Source organism: Campylobacter sp. BCW_6460 (genome assembly GCF_001762705.1).
Taxonomy (GTDB): Bacteria; Campylobacterota; Campylobacteria; order Campylobacterales; family Campylobacteraceae; genus Campylobacter_D; species Campylobacter_D jejuni.
This window is the reverse complement of record NZ_MJXI01000039.1, coordinates 1-24,075: the sequence shown is the minus strand read 5'-3', so window position 1 is coordinate 24,075 and position 24,075 is coordinate 1. Positions and strand designations below refer to the sequence as shown.

General features: G+C 27.9%; 24 protein-coding genes, 1 tRNA gene and 2 pseudogenes. 16 read left to right on the top strand and 11 right to left on the bottom strand.

Annotated elements, in window-relative coordinates; genetic code table 11:
* Positions 1-58 precede the first annotated feature (58 nt).
* Entirely contained in the window at positions 59-331 is a 273-nt protein-coding gene (rpsO, locus tag AJ881_RS08090) for a 30S ribosomal protein S15 (RefSeq protein WP_002852579.1), read from the top strand.
* Positions 332-416: 85 nt separating this feature from the next.
* On the opposite strand, the gene AJ881_RS08085 is transcribed toward rpsO, so the two are convergent.
* Both AJ881_RS08085 and flgL read right to left on the bottom strand, forming a co-directional pair.
* Entirely contained in the window at positions 417-3,257 is a 2,841-nt protein-coding gene (locus AJ881_RS08085; protein WP_044780499.1) for an FtsK/SpoIIIE family DNA translocase, read from the bottom strand.
* A 107-nt stretch (positions 3,258-3,364) separates the two neighbouring features.
* Complete coding sequence (gene flgL, locus AJ881_RS08080; protein ID WP_044779240.1) at positions 3,365-5,614, bottom strand: flagellar hook-associated protein FlgL; 2,250 nt, start codon at positions 5,612-5,614, stop codon at positions 3,365-3,367.
* A 180-nt stretch (positions 5,615-5,794) separates the two neighbouring features.
* Here flgL and AJ881_RS08075 point away from each other — a divergent pair.
* The 5 genes and pseudogenes from AJ881_RS08075 (at position 5,795) to AJ881_RS08065 (ending at position 7,647) form a co-directional block, all read left to right on the top strand.
* A tRNA-Leu gene (locus AJ881_RS08075) sits at positions 5,795-5,881 on the top strand.
* Between the two features lie 319 nt (positions 5,882-6,200).
* Positions 6,201-6,284, top strand: a pseudogene (locus AJ881_RS09665) (hypothetical protein); the annotation flags it as partial.
* A gap of 18 nt (positions 6,285-6,302) precedes the next feature.
* The gene (locus AJ881_RS09640) at positions 6,303-6,587 is read left to right on the top strand and encodes a hypothetical protein (protein WP_243834123.1); all 285 of its coding nucleotides are present in this window, start codon (positions 6,303-6,305) and stop codon (positions 6,585-6,587) included.
* The gene (locus AJ881_RS09635) at positions 6,587-7,267 is read left to right on the top strand and encodes a tyrosine-type recombinase/integrase (protein ID WP_230100056.1); all 681 of its coding nucleotides are present in this window, start codon (positions 6,587-6,589) and stop codon (positions 7,265-7,267) included. The genes AJ881_RS09640 and AJ881_RS09635 overlap by 1 nt, the downstream gene beginning before the upstream one ends.
* A 26-nt stretch (positions 7,268-7,293) precedes the next feature.
* The gene (locus tag AJ881_RS08065; RefSeq protein WP_410002331.1) at positions 7,294-7,647 is read left to right on the top strand and encodes a hypothetical protein; all 354 of its coding nucleotides are present in this window, start codon (positions 7,294-7,296) and stop codon (positions 7,645-7,647) included.
* Positions 7,648-7,676: 29 nt separating this feature from the next.
* On the opposite strand, the gene AJ881_RS08060 is transcribed toward AJ881_RS08065, so the two are convergent.
* A complete protein-coding gene (locus AJ881_RS08060; RefSeq protein ID WP_070283227.1) occupies positions 7,677-8,615 on the bottom strand; it encodes a tyrosine-type recombinase/integrase in 939 nt (312 codons plus the stop codon).
* Positions 8,616-8,843: 228 nt separating this feature from the next.
* Between AJ881_RS08060 and AJ881_RS08055 the strand changes: the two genes are divergently transcribed.
* Positions 8,844-9,074, top strand: a complete 231-nt coding sequence (locus tag AJ881_RS08055) for a hypothetical protein (RefSeq protein WP_052950071.1) — start codon at positions 8,844-8,846, stop codon at positions 9,072-9,074.
* Between the two features lie 12 nt (positions 9,075-9,086).
* Positions 9,087-9,314 (top strand): WGR domain-containing protein, encoded by a 228-nt coding sequence (locus AJ881_RS08050; RefSeq protein ID WP_002799350.1) that lies wholly within the window; start codon positions 9,087-9,089, stop codon positions 9,312-9,314.
* 312 nt (positions 9,315-9,626) lie between these two features.
* Here the strand turns inward: AJ881_RS08050 and AJ881_RS09480 are convergent, their stop codons facing one another.
* A complete protein-coding gene (locus tag AJ881_RS09480) occupies positions 9,627-9,770 on the bottom strand; it encodes a hypothetical protein (RefSeq protein WP_002782730.1) in 144 nt (47 codons plus the stop codon).
* Positions 9,771-9,781: 11 nt separating this feature from the next.
* A complete protein-coding gene (locus tag AJ881_RS08045; RefSeq protein ID WP_070283228.1) occupies positions 9,782-10,102 on the bottom strand; it encodes a hypothetical protein in 321 nt (106 codons plus the stop codon).
* Between the two features lie 544 nt (positions 10,103-10,646).
* Between AJ881_RS08045 and AJ881_RS08040 the strand changes: the two genes are divergently transcribed.
* Positions 10,647-11,027 carry a hypothetical protein gene (locus AJ881_RS08040; RefSeq protein ID WP_070283229.1) on the top strand — a complete coding sequence of 127 codons (381 nt, stop codon included), beginning with the start codon at positions 10,647-10,649 and terminating at the stop codon, positions 11,025-11,027.
* 758 nt (positions 11,028-11,785) lie between these two features.
* Here the strand turns inward: AJ881_RS08040 and AJ881_RS08035 are convergent.
* From AJ881_RS08035 to AJ881_RS09475, 3 genes are read right to left on the bottom strand one after another with little or no spacing between them, the layout of a single operon-like run.
* The gene (locus AJ881_RS08035) at positions 11,786-12,202 is read right to left on the bottom strand and encodes a hypothetical protein (protein WP_251819909.1); all 417 of its coding nucleotides are present in this window, start codon (positions 12,200-12,202) and stop codon (positions 11,786-11,788) included.
* Positions 12,203-12,236: 34 nt separating this feature from the next.
* Positions 12,237-12,371 carry a helix-turn-helix domain-containing protein gene (locus tag AJ881_RS08030; RefSeq protein ID WP_070261078.1) on the bottom strand — a complete coding sequence of 45 codons (135 nt, stop codon included), beginning with the start codon at positions 12,369-12,371 and terminating at the stop codon, positions 12,237-12,239.
* Positions 12,372-12,418: 47 nt separating this feature from the next.
* Positions 12,419-12,580, bottom strand: coding sequence for a hypothetical protein (locus AJ881_RS09475; protein WP_002834683.1), 162 nt, complete (start codon positions 12,578-12,580; stop codon positions 12,419-12,421).
* 1,100 nt (positions 12,581-13,680) lie between these two features.
* Here AJ881_RS09475 and AJ881_RS09630 point away from each other — a divergent pair.
* The 6 genes and pseudogenes from AJ881_RS09630 (at position 13,681) to AJ881_RS08010 (ending at position 19,293) form a co-directional block, all read left to right on the top strand.
* Complete coding sequence (locus AJ881_RS09630; RefSeq protein WP_261660254.1) at positions 13,681-14,454, top strand: hypothetical protein; 774 nt, start codon at positions 13,681-13,683, stop codon at positions 14,452-14,454.
* Entirely contained in the window at positions 14,454-14,858 is a 405-nt protein-coding gene (locus tag AJ881_RS09625) for a hypothetical protein (RefSeq protein ID WP_261660253.1), read from the top strand. The genes AJ881_RS09630 and AJ881_RS09625 overlap by 1 nt, the downstream gene beginning before the upstream one ends.
* A gap of 147 nt (positions 14,859-15,005) precedes the next feature.
* Positions 15,006-15,197 carry a hypothetical protein gene (locus AJ881_RS08020; RefSeq protein ID WP_002779581.1) on the top strand — a complete coding sequence of 64 codons (192 nt, stop codon included), beginning with the start codon at positions 15,006-15,008 and terminating at the stop codon, positions 15,195-15,197.
* 877 nt (positions 15,198-16,074) lie between these two features.
* Positions 16,075-16,473: pseudogene (locus tag AJ881_RS09660) on the top strand (hypothetical protein).
* A 973-nt stretch (positions 16,474-17,446) separates the two neighbouring features.
* On the top strand, positions 17,447-18,454 hold the full coding sequence (locus AJ881_RS08015) for a DUF3825 domain-containing protein (RefSeq protein WP_070283230.1): 1,008 nt from the start codon (positions 17,447-17,449) through the stop codon (positions 18,452-18,454).
* A gap of 176 nt (positions 18,455-18,630) precedes the next feature.
* Positions 18,631-19,293: a hypothetical protein gene (locus AJ881_RS08010; RefSeq protein WP_002871457.1), complete on the top strand. Its 663-nt coding sequence runs from the start codon at positions 18,631-18,633 to the stop codon at positions 19,291-19,293.
* A 293-nt stretch (positions 19,294-19,586) separates the two neighbouring features.
* Here AJ881_RS08010 and AJ881_RS08005 read toward each other — a convergent pair whose 3' ends face one another.
* Together AJ881_RS08005 and AJ881_RS09470 are read right to left on the bottom strand one after the other, a co-directional pair.
* Positions 19,587-19,979: a type II toxin-antitoxin system death-on-curing family toxin gene (locus AJ881_RS08005; RefSeq protein WP_002861538.1), complete on the bottom strand. Its 393-nt coding sequence runs from the start codon at positions 19,977-19,979 to the stop codon at positions 19,587-19,589.
* On the bottom strand, positions 19,976-20,125 hold the full coding sequence (locus tag AJ881_RS09470; protein WP_002861539.1) for a hypothetical protein: 150 nt from the start codon (positions 20,123-20,125) through the stop codon (positions 19,976-19,978). The genes AJ881_RS08005 and AJ881_RS09470 overlap by 4 nt, the downstream gene beginning before the upstream one ends.
* Positions 20,126-20,415: 290 nt before the next feature.
* Here AJ881_RS09470 and AJ881_RS08000 point away from each other — a divergent pair, with 290 nt between their 5' ends.
* A complete protein-coding gene (locus tag AJ881_RS08000; RefSeq protein ID WP_070283231.1) occupies positions 20,416-20,760 on the top strand; it encodes a hypothetical protein in 345 nt (114 codons plus the stop codon).
* A gap of 119 nt (positions 20,761-20,879) precedes the next feature.
* Here the strand turns inward: AJ881_RS08000 and AJ881_RS07995 are convergent, their stop codons facing one another.
* The gene (locus tag AJ881_RS07995; protein WP_083259470.1) at positions 20,880-23,501 is read right to left on the bottom strand and encodes a conjugal transfer protein TraG N-terminal domain-containing protein; all 2,622 of its coding nucleotides are present in this window, start codon (positions 23,499-23,501) and stop codon (positions 20,880-20,882) included.
* Positions 23,502-24,075 lie beyond the last annotated feature (574 nt).

Below are 24,075 nucleotides of genomic sequence, written 5' to 3'. Positions count from 1 at the left end.
TTTTAAGATAAAATTACAGTTCTTTAATTTTATTATTTTACCAATCAGGAGGTCTATCATGGCTTTGGATTCGGCCAAAAAAGCAGAAATAGTTGCGAAATTCGCTAAAAAACCAGGTGATACTGGTTCAACAGAAGTTCAAGTAGCTCTTTTAACTGCAAGAATTGCAGAACTTACAGAACATTTAAAAATCTACAAAAAAGACTTTTCATCAAGACTAGGACTTCTAAAACTTGTAGGTCAAAGAAAAAGACTTTTATCTTATCTTAAAAGAAAAGATTATAATTCTTATAGTAAGTTAATTACTGAATTAAATCTTAGAGATAAATAATTTTTAAGCCCTTTTTACGGGGCTTTTTCTTTTTAAATTTCTTCTTTTGTAATCAGTTTTATATATCAAAAATACAAGAAAAATCTTACAAGATTTCCCTTTGTCCTTTGGCATCAGGTTCGCTTAAAATCCCGTTTTGCGTAAGTTGTTCAATAATATTTGCAGAGCGGTTATAGCCGATTTTTAAACGGCGTTGCAAATAAGAAATGCTTGTTTTTCCATCTTCTAAGATCACTCTTTTGGCTTCTTCATAAAGCTCATCTACTTCCCCATCAAAGCTTTCATTTGTTGTAACACCCACGCTTTGCTGATCTTTTAAAAAGCTTTCATCATATTCTACGCTTTGTTGATCCTTTAGAAAATCCACGATTTTTTCTATTTCAAATTCGCTTGCAAAAGGCGCATGCAAACGCACTATAGAGCTTGTTCCAGGAGGAGTAAATAAACAATCCCCTCTTCCAAGTAAACTCTCAGCACCCATAGCATCTAAAATAACTTTAGAGTCAACTTTTTGCCCTACTTTATAAGAAATTCTACTTGGCAAATTCGCTTTGATCAGCCCTGTTACAACATCAACAGAAGGTCGTTGTGTAGCTACAATCAAGTGAATTCCACTTGCTCTTGCCATTTGTGCAAGTCTTCCTATATAAAATTCTACATCTTTACCCGCAGTCATCATTAAATCAGCAAGTTCATCAATAATTACTACAATAAAAGGGAGCTCTTCGCTACCTAATTCTTTCATTTTTTCATTGTAATTTTCTATATTTTTGGTTTTTGCATCTGCCATTAAACGATAGCGTCTTTCCATTTCAGCCACCATATTTGAAAGCGCATTGACCGCTTTTTTTGGATCTGTGATAACAGGAGTTAAAAGATGAGGAATATCATTATAAATGCTAAATTCAAGCATCTTAGGATCTATCATCATCAAACGCAAGGTTTTAGGAGAGTTACGATATAAAAGACTTAAAAGCATAGAATTTATCCCCACACTTTTACCGCTACCTGTAGTTCCTGCGATGAGTAAATGCGGAAGTTTTTTAAGATCGGTTACAAAAGCATTACCTACTATATCTTTGCCCAAAGCTATAGTTAAAGGACTTTTAGCATTTTTAAAAACTTCGCTTTGTAAAATTTCTCTTAGGTAAATAGTTTGAATTTCATCATTTGGGACTTCTATGCCTACAACATCTTTTCCTGGTATTGGAGCTTGAATACGGATTGATTTTGCCATTAAAGCCATAGTTAAATCATCTTGTAAATTTAAAATACGACTTACTTTTACATCTGCGCTAGGACGAAATTCAAAAGTAGTTACAACAGGACCAACATAAGTGCTTATAACATCGCCACCTATTTTAAAACGACGCAACTTTTCAAGAAGATTATAAATTTTTTTATCTATTTCACTTTCATTGATTTCTTGTCTATGCTCTTTTGGATTAGCTAAAAAATCTAATGGTGGCAAGGTGAAATCTTTTGGTTTTTCTATCTCACCCTGCTCTATTTCACGCAATAAAGCTTGGTTAATAGCAATTTCTTTGGCTAAAACTGCTTTTTGAAGTTTAATTTCTTGATCATTTGTTTTTTCATTATCGATTTTAATTTCTGTATTTTGGATAAAATCGAGTGTATTTTTTTCTTCTATAACTATTTCATTTATATTTTTTATAGGAGTAGGTTCTATATAAGGATGATTTAACTCTTCTACAATAGGAGTAAATTCGAAGATATTGTCTGCTTTATCTGGATTTTTATTTTCATTTATTTTGTTTGATTCTTCTGTTTCTGTTTTGATTGTCTTTGAGTTATTAAAACTGTATTTATTCCCTTCTATAATATCGCTTGAATTTATCGCATCATATTCTTCTAATTTTTTAATTTCTTGTTTTACTTTATTTTCTAAAATTTCATTTTGATAGGCTTTGTATTCTTGTTCTAGTTTTTCTTTTTTTATCAAATTCTCTCTAAGTTCAAGCTCTTTTGTGAAAATTTTTGGTTTAACTTCCTGTTTAGAAACTGGAATTTCAATATTTTTACGCTTATAACTTGGCTCATCTAAATTTTTATTTGTATCTATTTGCTTTATATCTTCAAGTTTTTTAGGTTTTAAAAAACGTTCAGGAATCATATCTACCCCTTCTTCTGAAATAAAATTAAAATCTTCATCAAGGCTAATGCTCATTTTGCTAGCCTTTTGTGCGAAATTTCGCACTTGTTGAGAATGCTCATAAACAAAACTTCTTGATTCTTTTAAGCTTTGTGTATCAATCTCTATGGTTTCATCTAAAATTTGATTTTTTAGTTTTTCAAAGTTTTCCTTAGCTGTGGTAATTGAATTTTTACTTGCATTGATATTGCAATCTTTGATTATCTGTTCTAAGTTATTGGTTTTTTCTTTTTTATTTATTTGCAAATTCTCATAAATACTATCTTGCAAAATATTTAATTTTGGAGCCATAGGTTCTGATTTACCTACATCTTCTTTCTCATTTTCTCCGCCAAATACACGCATAAGTAAAGATTTAAAAGCTTGCTCTACTTTTAATAAAAAAGTAAAATCTAATTCTATTTTTAAAATTTCTTTTGCAAATTTCGGAAACAATAAGATCAAAGAAAATAGCAAAAGTAAAAGAGCAAAAATTCCACTCCCTGTATGTCCTAAGATTATAGAAAAAAATCCATATACAATTTCTAAAATATACCCAAACTCTCTATAAAAGACAGAAAATAAAAGCAAAGTAGAAAAAAAGGCCAAAGAAAAACCAAAAAGCTCTCTACGCTTAAAATTTTCTATTTTATAATTTTTTCTATAGTAAAGATAATTTAACACAAGTAAAAAAAATGGATAATAATACCCAAATTCTCCAAATAAAAATAAATTAGCCTTGTAAACCCATTCTCCCATGCTAGGTGCTAGCATACAAAGACAAATATAAAAAATAACAAGTGTAGAGCTGGTAAAAATGGCTTCTTTTTTAATATTCTTTCCTTAAAAATAAAATCAAAGCCAAATTATACCATAAATTTTTACATATAATTTAATAAGCTAAGTTGAGAAATTGTTGTACTAGCCTTAAGAGAAGCTTGATATGCAAGTTGAACTTGCATTAAATTCATCATAGCTTCACCATAATCTACATCAATAACATTTGACTTAATGCTTTGCACATTTACGCTTAAGAAATTTACTCGAGTATTGACACCATCTATAGTATTATGATAAGCTCCCATGGTTGTATTAAGCTTGCTGATATGATCTGCTAAATGATCGAGTCTTTCTAAAGCTCCTTGCATTCCGGTATTTCTTGGATCGGCCGAATTTCCATCGGCTCTCATATTACCACTTAAAACCGCATCTATCATAGTATCTAAATCTTTTATAAGATCAACATTTGGTTCATCTATAACTAAAGCATTATTGGCACTAAAACTAAAATTTGGACCATTCTCTACTTGCGCAGTTGTAGTATAAGGTGGTTGCGGAAAATGTCCACTTTGAGAATCACTTAAAGAAATTCCTATGTTGGTTCCTGAGGATAGCTTATCGGTAACGCTAATGCGACCTTTATAATCCATGCTTACATCAACAGTAGCTTGAGAATCTTTCATGAGTTGTTGTAAACTATTATAACCATTTGCATCAACTTTTCCATTTGTAGCTGTTATGCTTTGGGTTGGAATTTTATCTGCGGCAAACATACCTATAATATCATTGATTTGACCATAAGTAATATCATTTGATCCTGTAACAACTCCACTATTTCCAGTTGCAGGATCAGTATGGGTTATAGGAAAACTTATGGTTTGACCTGGATTATTAGGATCAGGATAGCTTACAGTTGAAGTTTGTAAATTTATAGTAACATCGTAAGAATTTCCACCTTTGGAATTGACTTTTAAATTTAAAGTAGTACCATTTAGACTATTTCCTGCCATTACCTCGCTAAGTTTGGTTGAATCAGTTGCATAAGCATTACTTCCTTTAATAACTTGAGAAACATTACCATAAACAGTATTTCCATCTTTTTCAAAATAAACATTATCATAATCTGCACCATTGGCTTTGTTGCCAGCTGAATCAGTCATATTGCTTTTAATAAAATCAGTTTGAGCTAAACTAAAGGTAAACTCTTGCTCTTTTCCATCTTTTCCTGTTAATTTAATAGTAACTGGACTAGTTGGATTGGTAATATCACCATTTTTCATAGCCTCTTGCATAACAGCATTGGTAACATTATCCATGTTAAGATCATTATCCTTAACAAATTTTTCCATTGCTTTGAAACTTTCTGTTTTGTCCATTTGTGGAGTATAGGCTACGGCATGAAAGTCTAATTTATTATTGCCTTGTTTTAAATCTGTGATTTGAATTTGACCACTATTATTGATGCTTACTTCTACAACTTTATTATTAGCAGTGTTGCCATAAAGTGCACCAATTTGCTCTAATACATCTTCTATTTTATCATCTGGTTTTACTAAAACTGCACTTTTAAAGCTTGTTCCATCTGGTTTTGTTCCTTGAACATAGAGTGTTGAAGGTGGAAAATTAAGTTTTCGGTCTTTATCTTCAAAATCTATATCCGGATCTAATTTTCCATCTTTTACATAATTTTGCCCGATAAGCTGCTTCCAAGCAGAATCCCCGTTTAAATATTCTTGTTTATCTTTATCTGTATAACGATTATCTGTAAAACTGATATTAGTAGTAATTTGTTTTTTATAGTCTCCATCTGCTTTGAAAAATAAATCCCATCCAGGTATATTATAAGGACTTTCAGTTCCAGCTCCAGTTACTACATTGATATTATTTTTATCTCCATAATAATTACCATTGGAATCAAAAGGTTTATTTGCAACTTGTGAACCTGCAAAAAGATACTGACCATTAACGCTAGTATTTGCAAGCTGAACTATACTCTCTTTTATTCGTTCTAATTCTTTTGCTATAGCCTCCCTTGAAGTTTGAGAGTTCCCATCACTTGCAGCTTGAGTTACTTTAACTTTAAAATCTTCAAGAAGTTTTACCATATCTTGCAAAGCTTTCATGCTGTTTTGAGTCATTTCTTTTGCACTGTTTGTTGCTTGTTTTACTTGTTCTAATGTTTTAATTTCATATTCAAGACGCGTATTATCTATATAAATGCTTGCATCTTCATATGAATTTTGTATTTTTAAACCTGAAGCAAGTTGTTGAGATATCTGATATAAAGCACTTTGACCGCCCATAGAATTATTCACACTATTTGTGAAGTTAAGTTTATTTGTAATTCTCATTTTTTTCCTCTAAAGTATTAAAGTTAAAATCTTTTCAAATATTGCTAATAAACAAAAGCAACAACTGTTCCAAAAATTTAAATTACATAATTTTATATCGTCTTTTTGAAAATACTTTTTATTTTTAAAGTATTTTTTAGTCTAAAAAAGTATAATTTTAGCTTTAAATCTTAAAAATGAGCCCGAGTGGTGAAACTGGTAGACGCGCCAGACTCAAAATCTGGTAAGGGCAACCTTGTGTCGGTTCGAGTCCGACCTCGGGCACCATTATTTCTTTTCTGAAATTATCCCAAGCAATCTTAAGTAATCTAAAATTATCAATTAAGATATGATAAAATCATACTTTAAATAATCTCAAATTATCTTAAATAATCTTAAATTATCAGGATTGACAATTTTTAAAGTATATGTTATAGTGTATGTTAAATTTTAAAATTCAAAAATAACATATACTTTTTAACATAGGAATATTATAAAATGGTTATTGTCAACGATAAACAGCTTAAAAATTTAATCGTAGAAAAAAGAACATACATTAAAGATGTGTACACCAAAAATCTCTATATCGAAGCAAAAGGTTCTTTAAATTAGATATAGGTTAAATAAAAAAATACAAAGCATTAAAATAGGAAAATATCCAACAACTACATTGTCAAGTGCAAGAGAAAAAGCAAATATTTTTAATAATATGTTAGCTGAAAAAATTGATCCCAAAGAACAAATTCAAAAAGAAGATATACAAAAATCAAAAACCCTAAAAGAAGTTTTTAATGAATGGAGTCAAGTTTTTTATAAAAATAATACTTCTTATAATTTATCGAAGAGATTAAAAACTCATATTATTTCTAAATACGAAGACAAACATATTAATGAACTTGCCAAAAATGATATACTTCTTATTCTTGATAAACTTTATGTAGAAGGTAAACTCGAAACTATAAAAAGAGTCTTCTTGGGTTTAAAAAAATGTTAATGTATGCCATAAATAAAGAATATATAGAAAATAGCAATATTTTAATTTTAGACATGAAAGCTCTTTACGGCTCGCCTAAAAAACAAAATCTTAGAGCTATCACAAAAGAAGAAAGATTTAAAGAGTTGCTATTAGCAATAGAAAATTATAATGGAAGTATATTCACAAAAGTAGCCTTGCAAATCAGCCCATATTTGTTTTTGCGAAGCGCTAATATCAGAAATTTAGAATGGAGTGAAATAGATTTTAAAAATTTAAAGATAATTATACCTGCAAATAAAATGAAAGGGGGTGAAGATTTTATTGTACCACTAAGTGAAAGCGTGATCAAGTTGTTTGAATTTATCAAACCTTTTTCATTCCACAATTCAAAATATGTTTTTTCAAGTGATATAAGCAAATCCAAAACTATGAGTGAAAACACATTAAATCAAGCCATCAAAAGATTAGGCTTTGGGGATGAAATGGTTTTTCATGGTTTTAGAACAACAGCTTCAACCTTGCTCTATGAATTTAAAAATTTGCATGGGCAAGATAGTGAAGTTATAGAGTTATGCTTAGATCATCGTGAAAGAAATAATGTTAAAGCTGCTTATAATAGAAGTTTAAGGCTAAACGATAGGAAGCTCTTAATGCAATGGTGGAGTGATTATGTTGACAATTTGAAAGGAATAATATGAAAAACGAAAATACAAAAGAAGTGCTTATGGCGGTGGGGGGGGGTGGGGTTGAGTTTTTTGAAAATAAAGAAAATAGAGAAAAACTCATAAAAACCCTAATAATACACTTAAATTCTTATTTAGAGGCTGAAAATAATCTACAAAAAATCAAGATTTTAGTCAAAATATATCAAAATTTACAAAAATGTAGCCGAACTCCTGATCTTATTGATATAGAAGAACTTGAATTTAACAAAGAAGACATTTTCGAAGAATTATTTTATGCTTTAGGCGGTTTAGGAAGTATGTATTCCGTAGAAATGATACAATCAAGAATTGCAAATTTCATCAAAATACTTGGCGGAGAACCTAAACTTTTATTAGAAAGATTCACAGCATAGACTTCAAAAAGAAGTCTATTTTAGAAAAATTAATTATTCAATAACGCAGCTTTTATTGTATCATTTGTTGCTTTGGCATATATAGTAGTAGTATTTAGATTTGCATGTCTTAGAATTTTTTGTATGACCACAAGGTTTGTTCCTTTGGCTGTTAATCTCATGGCTAAAGTGTGTCTAAGCAAATGAAGTCCTTTTTTGCTGATCAAAGCTTTAGCATAAATATTATTTACAATCAAAAAAGCATTACTTCTATTTAAATGTTTTCCTGTGCTAGTTTGCATTATGTAATCACTATCTTGGATATTTTCTTTAAAATATTCAAGCTCATCATCTACTTCTTCTTTTTTAATAAATGCAAATTGTTCTTTACCGCCCTTGCCTATTATGGATATTTTTAATATTTCATCATCAACTTCTTCAAAATCACAAAGTTTTACATTTAAAGCTTCAGAAATTCTAAGTCCTCCATAAAGCATAAGTTTTATCAGTAAAGAGTTTCTAAAACTATTATAAACTTCTTTTTTTGCTTTTTCTTTCTCTAAAACATTATTTAGCCTTATAATTTCATTTTCATTAAGATAATTTAATTTTTCTTCTGATTTTTCTGTTCTAAATCTAATTTTCTTCATATCAAAGGAAAAAACAAACAAATCATCATTATTATCGCTTATAAAAGAAAAAAAGCTAATTAATGCTCTCAAATAAGTTATTTTTGTTTTTTTTGATAGTTTATTGCCATTTTTTGAATTATTTTCTAAATAATTAAGAAAATTGACTAAAAAAGTCGTTTTTATATTGTTTATTTGCATTTCATCTTGATAATCTAAAGAATATTCTACAAATTCTAGTAAAATACGCCTATAAAGTAAAAAAGTATTATTTGAATAGGATAATGCTTGAATATGTTTCAAATAAGCTTCTATCCAACGCTCTAAATCTTCGCTTATTGTAGTATTTTTAAGTTTCATTTTATTTATATCCTTTTTTTATAACATAATTATCTATTATGTTATATTTATTTGCTTGTGTTAATATCAAAATATATATTTTAATAGGCTTATTTTGAAATAAGATTATGTTATATATTTTAAATTACACCATAAAAATATTTATATTTTTGCATTATTTGTCTATTTATACAATTTTTTATTAAAATTATGGTATAATTTATATATTTTAACAAATAAAGGATAAAAATGGAAAAAAATGCAATAAATAATGAAAATATTCAAAAAAATGAAATATTAATTCCAAAAAGAGTATTATTTGATGAAAAAACATTAAAAATGATAGAAATGATGATTCCTACTTACAAAGATGAAATTTCTAATACAAATAAAGAAAATGAGAAAATTAATCAAATGATTAAGCTTGCTATAGAAAAAATGTTTAAAAATGATTTTTTGAATAAAATAAATAATTTTTAATTAGGTTTTTTTATGAATAATGTTTTGTTGCACAGAATAACTGAGAAAGGAAACATTCGCTATTATAGCATAGAAATTATTGCCACTCTATTTGAGGAATATATGGTTGAGAGAGTTTACGGAAATGTGCGTTTTAAAAGTTGTACAGGAAGAAAAAATAATGTATTTCCAAGTTTTAATGAGGCACAAATTTTTTTTGAGAGGTTAAAGAAACAAAAAATGAAAAAAGGGTATGCGTAAGTTTTTGCTCAAAAAATAAGAAAAAACATTGATAAAATAGGCTTTTGAGATAAGCTTTTAGCTAAACTCTCAAAAACAGGTAAAAAATCCTTATCAAATCCGCTAATTTCAATTTTTATAGCCATTTGTATCCTTTCTTATATAATTTTTATTTTTATTATACCATAAAGGGTTTTGTTGTAAAATTGGAAAAAACTTTTTTTATATATAAAATTACATAAATAAGACAATCAAAATACAATATAAAAGATTAAAGAATAGTAAAAACGGTTTTTTAAAAAAACTAATATAAATATATGGTTAATTATATAATTAATCCTCCTCTAAGCCATCATTAATTCCTGCTTCTGCAAGTTCAAGCTGTTCTTTTTGATACACTTTATCATCTTTGGCATCTTTAAAACCTTTTAATAATAAAGTTTTCATTTGCTCTATATATTCTTGATCTTTACACATATTAATCCTTTTTATTTATCAGGTTTAAAACCACTATCTAAAATTATTTTTGTCATTGCACCTTTAAGTTTATCAAAACGATTTAAAGCTTGCATATTGCTAACTCTAAGCAATCTTATTTTATCATCTTTTTTATAAAACACTTTAAAAACTTCATCACTTTGTTTGTGTTTTACCATATCATCTAAAGTAGGACTATCTATGAATTCATATTCTTTGGTAAAATCTTCATTTAAAACATCGAATAAATCTTGTTTATAAGCATTTGATGAATGGGGATCGCAAGAATGAACATCAATAATATAATCTTGTATATTTTTTTTGCATAGCAAATCCTTTAAAAAATAGTATAAATTTTTATTTTTAGAATGACTTAAAATCTTTTTTTAATTTTTATAAATATTAAGGATATTATTTTTTTATATTATATTGATGATCTTTTTTATCAAAGTCATAAAATGTAACAAATATGGCTACGGCTATTACAAAAGCTAAAATAATATATTGTCCTAATGAATGAGATAAATCCATATTGTTTACTTTGTAATATGTTATTTTAACATATAAATTATAACAAACAAGAAAAAAATAAAATGAAAATAATAAGAAATTGATTTTTTATTATTTATTATGATAATCTTATTTGAGTACTTTTAAAAAGCTTAGAGTATAAAGTGTTGTGATGTAGCTTTTAAAAAGAAGAATAAAAACAAAGAAGCAGAAAACACCCTTATAAAAATTATTAATTATATTCACTAACCATAGATGTAATAAAAAATATTGAGTAAAATATAATCAAAACAAATTTCTATTTATTTTTATAAAAACTGCATTTTTAAATTTGCTATGTTATAATTAAAAAAAGGTTGTATAAATATGAAAAATTATTATATTTCAGAAGGTGTAAAAGCTTTATTTTCTATCTATTTTAAAGATCAAACTGAAGAAAATTTCATTAAAGCTCTTAACGAATTTGCTAAAGAAAGCCAAATAAATTCTCAAGAAATAAAAGACAAATCTTTTAGAGAATTCAAAGAAGCCATTTCTAAATTACCAACTATAGATCTTTTGAATACTAGATTTGATAAGCTTGAATATTCAATAGGTGATAAACTTGATAAGCTTGAAAACAAACTAGATAGTTTTAAAAGAGAAGTTAGAACATATGTAATTATTCTTGCTGTTTTAATGTTTATTTTACAGCCTACAATTTTTGATTTAATTTTGTCTATCTTTAAATCATTTCTAAGACAATAAGGTTTTTAACTTTTACTTTCGTTAGTGTGTTTATCATTGAGATAATGAGCTACTAAAACCAATATGCCAAAAACGAGAGTGATAGCACCAATTAAAATAGCTATATTATAACCATCCATTTTTTCTCCTTTTTTTCAAAAAAGTTCAATCTTTAAGAAAGATTGATGATAATGCAACTACCGTTAAAATTAGCAAACTTTCGATGAGGATAATAAAAGCTCTACTATCGCCTGTATTTACAAACAATCCTATGCCAATAGATTCCATGAATCTTAAGATTGCTTTTGTAGGTATTTTTGCAAATATTACTATTTTTTTGAAAAAATCTTTCTTTTTTCTCCTTATCTTATAACAAAAAAATACTAAAAGTCAAGGGTTGAAATATCCCACCTTAGGATTAAGTTACACTAGATTGTTTCTAGTGTGAGAGTATTATTTTAAATGTTTTACCATAAAGTCCATTATTGCCCAAACACTTGAAATTATAGTGGCAATGCTAACAACACAAGCTCCTATAAGCCAATAGATTCCTTGTTGTTTAATGAACTTATTGATAGTTTGATTTCACTTTGTAAGGAACTTTCCATTCGTTTGATTTCGGCTTCAAGTCCTTTAATCTCAGATTGGAATAAATCCTTGCTAACCAACTCATTTCTTATTTGCTCAATGGCTTCTTGCTTTAAATTCCCAAAATTAAGCCTTTGCGTTGTTGCTCTATCATTAGCAAATTCTTCAAAAGCTTGAATGAGCTTTTTAGCTTAATCAGTATCTGAAAAAATACTTTCCAATAATGCTTTAAAGCTCTCATTGAGTGTAATTTCTTTTTTCATGTCATATCCTTGCATACTAACTCCTAAATTATAACATATTTTCATGTGCGCTCTTAGGCTACATTTCCAATTTGCTTCCACCATGTTTTTTTTCTCAGAGTGAAATCTATAACCTAATTGCTTGATTTTTTCATTTAAACCATAGGTATTTCCTACAATCCAATAATAACCATCTTCATTTTTCACTTTGAGTCCCAAAGATAACAAAACTTGTCTTTCATCTTTGCTAAAAGTTGTAGCGTTTGATTGTGAAAAGTTTTGTGAGAAATCAACTTTCTTTTTGTTTTCCTGAGTATTGTTTTGGTAAGCTTCAATATCGATAACAATATTGCTAGTTTCAGTCATTCCAACACCCATTTCTTCAGAAGAATATAATCCACTAAGTTGGAATTTTACCACTAGCCCAAGTATTTATTGTAGAAGCAAAGACATCTAATTGTCTTCCTAATTCAGTTTGAGTAATGTTTAACTCTTTACACACTTCTTTAATAATATTTTCTTTCTCTTCTGTCATGCTAATCCTTTATTTTAGATTAATATTTTTTAGTAATAATTTTTTCATTACTTTTCAGAAATGAAAGGATTTGGCTCATTTTTTGAATTTCCCTGTCTTAGTGCAGGGCTTATTATATTTTCTACTATTTTATTTTTAATCATTTCAAAATCTTTGTCATTGATTTTTCCTATGTAAGTTTTTATCCTTTTAGTATCAAAAACTCTCATTTGTCCTAAAAGTGCAACTTGTAAAGTGTCTTTATTGTCCTTAAATTTGTGAAATAAAAAGCCTTTTTTTGTTTTTAGTCTTAGAACTTAAAGGTGCGCCTAAAAATGTGCCATTATAAAAACTATTTATTACCAAAACAGGACGCGTAAAAAACTCATTTTTACCTTAAACTTCAGCACCGATATTTAAACCAATGCTAAGCCAATAAATCTTTTTTTACACTAACTTTTCTGATTAATTTTACTTTGTTTAAGCTCTTTTTTCGTTCGTTCCAGCTGTCAAATTGCACTTCGTTCGTTTTATTCCTTTATATCTTTTGGCATAATGCTATGTAATGCTGTAAGCAGAAGTTTTATCTTTAAATATTTCTTTTCTATATTTTTCTAAGTTTTTTCATTGTTTCTCCTGTCTTTTTAAAAGATTTGTTTTTCAACTAATTTTCTCTTTCTTTTTTTAATTTATTGGTATTTTGGTTTATGATTTATATAAAAAGCAAGATCCTTATTATAACAGTTCCATTTTTTCTTAAATAGCGAAAAATGAAAGGAGTGATAAAGATTTTGAGATTTTTCCATGTATAAAATAAGGCAGATTTTTATTTTATCAATAGCAATTATTATTAAAAAAAATAGCAGAAAATTTCATTTGCCTATATTAATGTAACTTTTTATTACAATCAGCATTTTCAAAAAACTTTATCATTATTTCAGCCTAAATTTTATCATTTAAAATTAAACTTGATATAAATCTTTTCGTATACTTTGCTCGCTCGATTTAAATATATAAAAGCATAATATTGAATAACCTCTTTTAATACTATGTAATTTTAAACAAGGCATGGTTTTTGATAAAATTTTTAGATGAAAAAATCTACAAGCTTGATTGTTTTATTGATTAATTCCAAAACAAGAACTAAAAATTAACAATCCTAGTCTATTAAAATTCTTTTTATACAATTAAAAAATAATTATTATATACAAATGTGAAAATATGGATAATACGCAAAAATATGCAGCTATAGATCTTAAGTCATTTTATGCTTCTGTTGAATGCATTTTAAGAAAATTAGATCCTCTAAATACTAATCTTGTAGTTGCAGATGAAAGTAGAACTGAAAAAAACAATATGTCTTGCGGTATCTCCCGCATTAAGATCTTATAATATATCAGGCAGATTAAGACTATTTGAACTAATACAAAAAGTAAAAACAATCAATTATGAGCGCTTAAAAATTGCTAAATATTTCAGTGCAAAATCATACAATCATCTTGAACTAATAAATAATCCCAATTTAGAGCTTGATTACATTGTCGCAAAACCTAGGATGTCAACATATATAGACTATAGTTCTAAAATTTACAGTATTTATTTAAAGTATTTTGATCCAAAAGACATTCATATTTACTCCATTGATGAAGTATTTATTGATTTAACTCCTTATATCAAACATTATAAGCTATCTGCTGACAAACTCATTGAAAACACATTATTTGAAATTTTAAAAACAACTCAAATAACAGCAACTGCGGGAATAGGAACAAATCTTTACTTAGCAAAAATTGCAATGGATATATTAGCCAAAAAACAAAATATTAATAAAGATGGACTTTGCATAGGGTATTTGGATGAAATGCTTTATAGAAGAAAATTATGGCAACACACGCCCATAAATGATTTTTGGCGTATAGGCAAAGGATATGCAACAAAACTAAAAAGCATAGGCATTAACAATATGGGAGATTTAGCAAGATACTCTCTTAATAACGAGGATAAACTTTATCAAATTTTTGGAGTAAATGCTGAGTTATTAATCGATCACGCTTGGGGGTTCAAGCTATTAAAGAATATAAAAGCAAACATATCTCTAAGGTAATGGCTAAGGTTTTGCCTAAACCTTATAGTTTTAAAAAAGCTAGAGATATGCTTAAAGAAATCGTCGATCATATGGTTCTTGAGCTAATTGAGAAAAATTTAACATGCAATCAAATCGTTTTAGATGTACAATATGATAAAGAAAGCTTAGAAAAGGCACAAAGCTACAATGGTCCAATGAGCAAAGATTCCTATGGAAGATCTATTCCAAAAAATGCACATTCAGCAATCAATTTGGATTACCACAGCTCTTCCTTGGAAACTATTTGCAATAAAGGTTTAGAATTGTTTGATTTAATAGTTAATGCTGATTTTTTAATTAGAAAAATAAGTCTTACTCTTAATAATGTTGTAAAAAATGACACGATAAAAAAATTAAAGAACCCAGTCTTTTTACTGACTTAGAACAGAAGGAAAATAAAAATTTTATAAAAGAAGAGAAATTACAAAAAGCTAGACTCGCGATTGTTCACAAATATGGAAAAAAATCTATTTTTAAAGCCTCGAGTCTTGAAAATGGCTTAAAAATTAATTCGCAAATAGGAGGACACAATGCCTAATAACCACGATGATATTATTAATATTAAATACAAAAAATCTACAAAATATCCTCTTATGCCATTAGAAAAAAGAGCGGCACAGTTTGCTCCATTTTCAGTGCTTAAAGGATTTGATGAAGCAATTGAAAAAAAGAAAAAAGAAATGGAAAGAAAGCTTGAAAAGTCTATCTATATAAACGAGTAATCATGTTTTTATGAGAAAAATATTTTAGATATAAAAATCAATTAAAAACAAGTAAAAAAATAAGTATTTTTTTAATAGTGTATTTTTTATACCACTTTTATCTCTATATATTTTAGACTTAAAATAAAATTAATTAAAATTAGTATTAAAATTTTATCTTTTTTTCTGTGAATTTTCATATAAAAATATTGTTTTTTAAATGATTAAAAAAATAAAAAAATTATCTTGTACTTTTCACGAGCAAAAATTCAAAGAGAAAATTACAGCAAAACTATATTTATTTTGATTTATTTTTTTGTTTTTTTATCTATCATTTTTTATTTTTATTTTTATTTTTTTTACCTATCTTTACTCTAAAATTTTTGTAAATTTTTCAATTAAAAAATACTCCAAATCCAAACCCATGAAAAGACAAAAAATAGTTTTAATTAAGTATTAAAAAGTCTAGGTTTAAGCAAGGGCATTTTTATACCTAACCTAAAGTAAAGAATGCCTATAAATTGGAGATTTATAGTATTTTTAGAATGAAATTTATTTTTCTCAAAAAAAAGGGTGTTAAAAAATTTTATACCTACCATACATTAACTTCGTTAATATATTGCCATTTTTGTACCTAACCTAAAGTATTTTTAGTCCCTGAAATAGAAAAGTATTCTTCTCACCCTTTATCACCTCATTTATTGCCTTATTCTTTCTCTCATTCTCTCCCTATCTTTGCCATTTTTTAAACATATTTCTAGCATAAACTTTCCCTAATATATAAAAATACTCATTTCATACCCAAGTTAAATAAAAATACGGTATAATTCCACAAAACTACCAAATACATAGGAGCATTTATGCCTAAACAGATACAAAACCAAACGCAAAAAACCGAATATACAAAGCTATAGAAACTTGGTTTACCAAAATATACCTAAACAAAATAATCCACAAAGAGAAAAACGATAAATTATTTGTCAATATAACTAGCTGTCTAGCATTCATACTCTCAATCTATGGCAAAACAGATGAAAACAAAAGCAAAATGACATCTGCTGTTATGTCTTATATCAAAAAAAACAAAAAACACTTTTATTGCCAAACTAAAAAGAGTTAAAACCATGAGAGCATTATCGATTTACAAGCCAAATACCCAAAGCTTGATATAGTTTCAGCCTATCAGTTTCTAACACTCAAAGATAAATTCAAAATCACCAAATCAGAAATCCAAGATTTTGAAACACTAATCGATATTCTTTCAAAAAACACCCAAAAATCAAAAAAACAACCCTAAAACGATAAAAACCATTAAAAAAATCATTTTGCCTTTTAAAGGCTAATTCTGTCATTTTAAACCCTATATCCATTCAAGATACCCACTTGCAATCAAAAAAAACACAAAAAAACCTACAAAAATCGCAACACAAAACAAAAACCACAGTCCATTTCAAAACTGCAAAGCATTTTTGAAAATTCGCAAGAACTTCTAAAATAAGCCCTAGCTCTCATATTATCGCTATAAATCAAGCACAATCAAAAATACACGCCATGAAGAAAATTTTGCAGTTTTTAGCTCTAAAGTCTATTTTTGCCAAAAATCTTACACAATAACTCGATTATCAACAATGCTTAAAAACCTACAAAATAGATATTTTAAAAGCTTTTTACAAATCGCAAAATGTCGGTAAAACATTAGCATAATTTGCCTACAACAATAAGATTTAAACGCCTATATTTAGGCTATATTATTGCATTATGCCCATTGGCTCAACTTTTTACATTTTTTTTAAAAAAGCAAAAAAGCCTAAAAATAAGGATTTTAGCATAATAAGCCCTAAATATTGATATTTTATTTTTTATTACACTTTTTAGTATATTTTTTTCAACAATAAAAATTAAATTAATATTAAAAACCCTATAAAATAGTATTTTAAACAAACTCTTTTTTGTAGTTAAGTTGTAATAAAGTTGCACTCAAGTTGTAGTAAAAGTGTAGTGAAGTTGAAATAAAAATTACATAAACATAAACTATACTTGAAGTAAAGTTGTATTAATGTGTATCACATATTGAAATAAAATTACATATTGCTTGAAAACAACTTGTATTTTATTTAGTTGATTTGTAATTAACTCACAATAACTTATATTTTAACTCTAACAGGAAAAGTAATAGGCACTCCTATTGAAGGAGCGGTTGATTCTGACATACTTTTTGGACTATTGAAAGGTTTAGAAGATTATTAAGAAAGGACAATTAGGTTTTTAGCGTGGAAAAAAACATAGAAAAATTAATTTTAGAAGCCTATGAAGATAGTAAAACTAAATTTGACCATGTTACTACAGGACATATCAGTCAATATTTGAAAAGAAAATATGATTTAAAAATCAATTGTAGTAAGGCATTAATAGAAGCAGGCTTTGATCTTGAAAAAGATGAAAACGAACCTTCTTTAGTTTATGTTAAAAAAGCTACCACAAGAAACAAGACTTCAAATCGTGATCAAATTCAAAACAAAGTTGAAGAGAAACCTTTGTTGTTTCAATTTGCCTATTTTCCAAATTTTCTAAATACACTACAAGAGCTTTCTAATATAGCTCAAAAAGAATTTTGGGGAAACGGAAATAATATTTTATTTTCTTATCTATTTAAATATTTTGAGTTCATTTACGAAAATAAAAGCTATCCTGATATTATTACTTATAATAAAGACAAAACAAAGGCATGTTTCAATACAGGTTTGTATAGTACAGGTGTTTTTCCAATATTTGCATACTTTGAAATTCAAGAAAACGGAGGATATATTTTTAGAAAATTTTGTTCTAATGGAGATAGAGTTTTAGATGATTTAGAAATACCTAAATCTTTAAGCGATTATGATACATTCAAAAATGAAATCATTTTTGACAGTAAATTGGATTTTAGGGTAAATCATTTGCATCTTTTTGAGAGAAAAGAGCGATTACCTGAAATTGTGAAAAAACTAAATGATAGGTTCATAGGACACATTATTAATGGTGAATTGAAAATCATCAAAGATAATTATAATCTTCAAAAGATGATTATTCCTGCAGCTTATAAGCAAAGGGTAGTTTTGTACATTCCTTTGAAACTTCAAGAAGAATCAGTTGATACGATAGTTGTAGTTGAAAAAGAGGAAGTTAAAAACGAACAGTATTACGCCGTGAGAACTATACTAAATCCGCATGATAATATTTACAAAACTGCAAGAGTTCTTTCGATAGTTGAATCTGAATGGGTTAAAAACACTATTTGAAAGTGAAAACATTGATAAAATAGGCTTTTGAGATAAGTCATTTTACCATGTAATTTTATTTCCAAAAAAAGAAATGGAAAGAAAGCTTGAAAAAAGTACTTACAAGTGTGAATAATAATATTTTTTGTAAAAATTTGATATGATTTAAGAATATTAATCCAATATTAGAGAAATTCATGCCAACAGAACAAACCGATCTTGAATATTTGTTTTCTAAAGAAAGATTAGAATCTTATAATAATATTTACGAACATTTTGATAATTTAAAAATGATTGCAAGCATAACAACAAAAATAGCAATACTTGAACTAGTATTAAGAAATTTACTAGATAAACATATGAAAGAAAAAGATTTAGAATGGTTAAGAAATTATAACGAAGAAAACATCAAACAAAAAATAATTAAATTGCAAAACAAAGAAATATTAGATAACAATCAACTCATTTCAAGAATTTCTTTAGGAGATGTAATATTTATAATTAAGCTAGAACACTTAGAGGCAAAAATAATTAATTCTTCTAATATAAATTTTAAAAAATATTATGCACACAACAAAGAATATTACTTTCACTATGTAAATAATAAAAAATATAAAAATAGTTTTAGCAATATAGAAAAAGCAAATATTGTTCTTAACCTTTTACTCACAATCAGAAATAGAAGTTTTCACTGGGAAAATTTATATAAAACAAAAATAACAAATCAAAAGGCTTTAGCTCCTAGAATCACCACAAAATCACATAATACCTTTATAGGCGTTATGCCAAATAAAATCAATGCTTTTTTAAGTGATTTAATAGAGAGTTTTGAAAAAGATTTGAATAGCTACTTAAAATAGTATTTAAGATGGGCGATCTCGATCCGCCCTTATAATGATTTTAAATTATATCATACAATAAAAAAATTGTCAATTTAGTTTATATTTAGTATTGCTCTAAAATGTTGATTGTATAATAACATAATATTTAGATTTTCGTTTTAAAGAAGTGCAAATGAGTGATACTATATTTTAGATATTTTATTAGAGAAGTACAATAATGCTAAATATAAAAAAGTCGGAAACTGTATTAAACTTCGTTATCAATATCACGATATAAATGTGAATTTATATTTTGATGATTATGATAAAAATTATCCTTCAACTTCTATATTTTTATCAATAAAATTTTGTAAAATTTGATTTAAATCATCTTTTGCAATAGAATCATCTGCAACACCGACAACAATATCTTCCATAACTTCAGCAAATTTATCATTATATTTACCATCTAAATCTAAAAAGTGCATACCTAGAAATATCGAAGTCCGTTTATTTCCATCAGCAAATGGATGAAATTTTACACAGGAAAATATTAAATGTGTAATTTTATCAGTTATTGTAGGATAATAATCATCGTTTTTTATATGCTCTAATGCACTAGCCAAATATCCTATTTGTGTTTCATTATAACCACTTAATCCGCCTGTTTTTTCAATAATCTTTTCGTGTATAGCAATAGCTTCGCTTAGTTCTATATATTTCATTTATTTTTAAGTCTTTGAAACACCGCATTTATAGCAGGTTTTTCTAACTCTTTTTCCATTTTTGCCATAGTTTTTTTAACTGCTTTTCTCTCAGCTAAATATTCTTTATTATTTTTTTGTTGCGTATTATATTCTGTGGTTTTCATTTTACTACCCTCTTTATTCTTTCAATTAATATCCTAAATACTGTATAGACTATTTTAACATTTATATTTGATTAGCAAATCAATATGAAGCTAAAAAAATTAATTTGCTAATTATACCCAAATTAATTTTCATTAAGCAATAAATAAAACAATCAAGTCAAAAAAAAGAAAGAAATCCGTTTCAAACCCCTAAAAATAGGCATTTTATAGCAAAAATACTTGCAAAATTTATTAAAATATGGTATAATTTTATTAAAAATATGAATAAGTTATAATTGAAAGGAATAAAGATGGATAAAGCAGTAAATATGAAATCACCAAAAATGAAATTAATAAATAAAATAGCAATAGGATTAGGAGTAGCAGTAATGTTTGCTTTGATATTATTAAGCTGTTTATTAATAAATATTTATAATATAGGCATTAAACATATAATTTTAAGTTTTATAATTAGTTTAGTGTGTTTATTTTTAGTATTGCTTTTAATAAACGCCACAAATAAACCGTTCAAAAAAACTTATCCTAAAAGAGACAACTGTTATGATACACATTTCAAACAAAGCGGAATATCAAAATATTCAACCCTTTCGCTGTCTAATCCTTTTTATAACAATTTATATTTCAATGAAGATTAATTGAGAAATTAATCTCAATTAATCTTAGTGTATAGCAGGATCTCCTGTTTTTCCATCTATTAGATGATTTGCTTTTTTAATTTTTTCTCCAACTTCATTGTTTAAATTAGATTTGACTGCTACACCCTTACTTCTTGACTATCTGGCATTGTTGTAGTATTGCTTGTTCTTTTACTACTTTGATTTACTTGATCTTGATTTAAATTAGATTGAGTTAAAACACTTCTTTCTGATCCATCAATGGTTTTAAAATTCATACCTGCAGCGTGTGGCATAGTAGTGTTATTTGGACTAACAATGCTTTGAGCGCCGTATTGACTATTATACTGTGCAAGTTGCGCAGGATCATTTTTAATCATATCGGATACATAATTACCTGCTTTTGCAAAGTATTCATTTTGTTGAGCTGTATTAAGGCTGCTAAAGTCTTTATTATCTCCTGCAGCAAGATCTCTTGCAACCACATTAAGTGTATTGTCAATATTATTAGTACTGACAGATTGAATACCTTGTTCTGTTTGGGTATAGCTTTGAGCATATCCAACCATTTTTGAATAAGCTGTAGAATCGCCACCTGAAAGCGTATTGCTCCAAGAAGAATCCATACCTTTTGTGGTAGATAGAGTTTTAAGAGAAGCTCTTTCCATTGTTTCATTATAAGCAACTTTTTCTTTATCAGAAAGCGTTCTATTTCTAGCATGATCATTGCTTACGCTACCTTCTACACCTCCAACAGCTTCTGTACCAAATAGACTTCCACCTGCTTGAACTCTTGCATAAGCCTTGATATTAGCTTTTTCTGTTTCACTTAAATCAGTTCTCTTTTCTACTTCTTGTCCAAAATTATTACCAAAAGCCTTCTTAAATGCTTCATCTCCTTTCTCCATAAATCCTTTAGCTTCATTTAATGCACTAGCTCTACCGCTTTGACTTATATGTGAATACTGATCATTAAAGTTTTTATTCCAAGCATCAGAATTTGCTTGAGATACGCTATTAACAGTTGTCATAGTTCCTGCGCTAAGTTTGGCGCCTGACATCATACCATCAACATTTGTTCCTGTCATATTTGCATTAGAGATTTCAGAATTCTTTGTATTATCACTCATAACTGATTGAGTATTAAATTTAGTAACCACACCATCTATATTTCTTGCATATTGAAGCGATGCTACCCCTGCATTCATCGCCCAAACTTCATCTCCTCTAGGAGCAGCAATGCTTGTTTGCGTAGATAGAGCTTGCTGATTTGCAAAGCTTCCCGCAGCTCTTGAAGCACCTGTTAGAGCTTGAGATAATCCAGAAGCAAAAGTTATAAATCCTTGCTCACTTGCTTTAGCAATTGCATAAGCTAAAACAGGAGTACTCATTACAAGATAATTCATGAAATTTGATCTATTTGCTACCTCTTTGAATATAAGCATGTTATCTCCTAAGCTTAAAGCTGCTTTTCCACCTGTTATTACTTGTGCAACTTTCATAAGATTATAATCATTTAGATAATTAATGATACAAAGTATAGGAGTCCAAAGCACTATCCAAATACACAGAGTAAAAAACATCTTAATATGTGCGTAAGAGCCAAACACAATAGAAAGCAAAGCAACAAGCCAAGACAAACCTATGATAATAGCTGTTAAATAAGCTTTAGCTAAAGGCAAATAAGTTTGTGCCATGTGTCCTTGTGCTTGCATACTTGCGTAAAATTGCTGATCCGCATAAGCAGTATTTGCAGCCACAGAAGCAGGATTTAATCCTACTGATTTAGCGGTATTAATGATTGCATCTTGAGAAGCAAGCATTATCATAGATTGTTGTAAATAAGATCTAGCACTTACAGCTTGTTCGTTATAGATTTGTGCAGCGCCTAAGAACTTTTGCTCATAATTTGTCATATCATCTACCATACCAAGCAAAGCAGCATGAATCTTCATAGCTTCATCTGTATCGTTTTGAATCATTTCAACGATTTGAGGACCTGCATCAGAACAAGGCACAACACTTTGTTCTTCAACATTATTATTATTTTTAAACAAAGGAGTAAGCTGAGAGCCATTGCCTATATTTGTGAAAAGATCTTGCATTAAATTATCAGAATTTTGAAAAAGATTTCTACCTTGTTGATTAAGTAAGATACCTACTGAAACGCAGTTTCTAAAGTAAAAATCAATATTTTTTTGCAAAGTTGCATCAATAGCCGAAAGCTTTACGCTTGGTAAAGTACTCATCACTTGAAGTGAAAAACCTAAACCTGCGTTAGAAAAATTTGTAGATTGTGGAGTTGAAAAATGTTTTTCCATAGCTTCTAGGATAACCTTCTCAAATTGTGTCATTAATGCAAAGCTTTTTCCTATACCTATAGGAATTTGAGAAATGACATAATCTTTACTTGTTACTTCATCGTGAATCATGAAGCGATGATTATTGTCATTTGGTGCTTTTAAAAACATGTACCACACTACAGCAAAAAGTACAAACATTTTTCCAAGTTCAAACACAGGACTTGTTTGTCCATCCATTGCTTTTTTGATACTAAAAAGTAATAATGAAATAGCTAAGGCTGCATTAACGATATAATCTGTTTCAGTGGTTATTTCTTTAACAGCTTGCATGATTTCATTCATTACATCGCCGTATCCCCAAGTATAAATTAGATTTCCATTAGCTATTTCAGTTGCACCAAATAAAAATGAAGGTGCAAAAAACAAAGTGCTAAAGAATAACAAGTAAAATCTTTTCATGGACTGTTTTAAGAAGTTAAAGAGTTTGTTTGGTATAATTATAAAAGGTAGATGCCAAAGGCGGCTACCTTTGGCATTAATCATAACCTAGAAAGGCGGTGATTAAATTGCTAAACATTGTTCTAATAATTATACTCTTAATGCTTTGCTATGTCAAGGCTTATTGAGTATCCCCTGCTTTTGCAGGGTTTAGAACAATCCCTTTGGCTTACCAAACAAACTTTTAACTAAGCCTATCTTCCTTTCTATTGATTTATTTTATTTTTTAGTTTATATTTTTCTTGCTTATGCTAAAAGATAAGATTCAATCATAAATAAAATGTATTAAGAAGCTAAAGAATTTGTTTGGTATAATTGCATTAAGGGTTTTGCCACAAGGCTGCAACCCTGTGGCATAATCACACCCTAGAAAGGGGGTGAACTATATGACACGACTCATACTTATAATTATACTAATTTGTATAATTACTGTCAAGGCTTATTAGCCTTGCCCCTTTGGGGGTGAATTTCTCCTTGTGGCTTACCCAACAAACTTTTAACTAAACTTCTCTTCTTCTATTGAATTTCTATATTT